1 protein-coding gene is annotated in these 378 nt (G+C 74.9%); it reads right to left on the reverse strand.

The window, feature by feature from the left end:
* Positions 1 to 83: 83 nt before the first annotated feature.
* The coding region (gene ribH, locus DBV35_RS29440) for a 6,7-dimethyl-8-ribityllumazine synthase (protein WP_108663933.1) at positions 84 to 378 on the reverse strand (295 nt) is incomplete at its 5' end.

Below are 378 nucleotides of genomic sequence, written 5' to 3' on the forward strand. Positions count from 1 at the left end.
GACGCTCTTCCGATCTGGCGGGGGCGGTGGAGTCGGTCGGCTGCTCGGTCACTGGAGTCTCCCTGTGCTGACCCGGGTCGGGATCACGGGCGGGTCGGGGCACCGGCGCGCAGGTCGCGCAGCGCCAGCGCCGATTCGAGTGCGGCGATGCAGGCCTCGGCCCCCTTGTCCTCGGCCGCGCCCGGCGCGCCGGAGCGGTCGATCGCCTGGTCCATCGTGTCGGTGGTGAGCACGCCGTTGCCGACCGGGGTCGACTCGTCGAGCGCCACGCGGGTGAGGCCCGCGGTGACGGCGTCGCAGACGTACTCGAAGTGCGGGGTTCCGCCGCGGACGACGACACCGAGCGCGACGACGGCGTCGTGGCCGCGGGCCAGCTCC

The sequence above is a fragment of the Acuticoccus kandeliae genome (genome assembly GCF_003073115.1).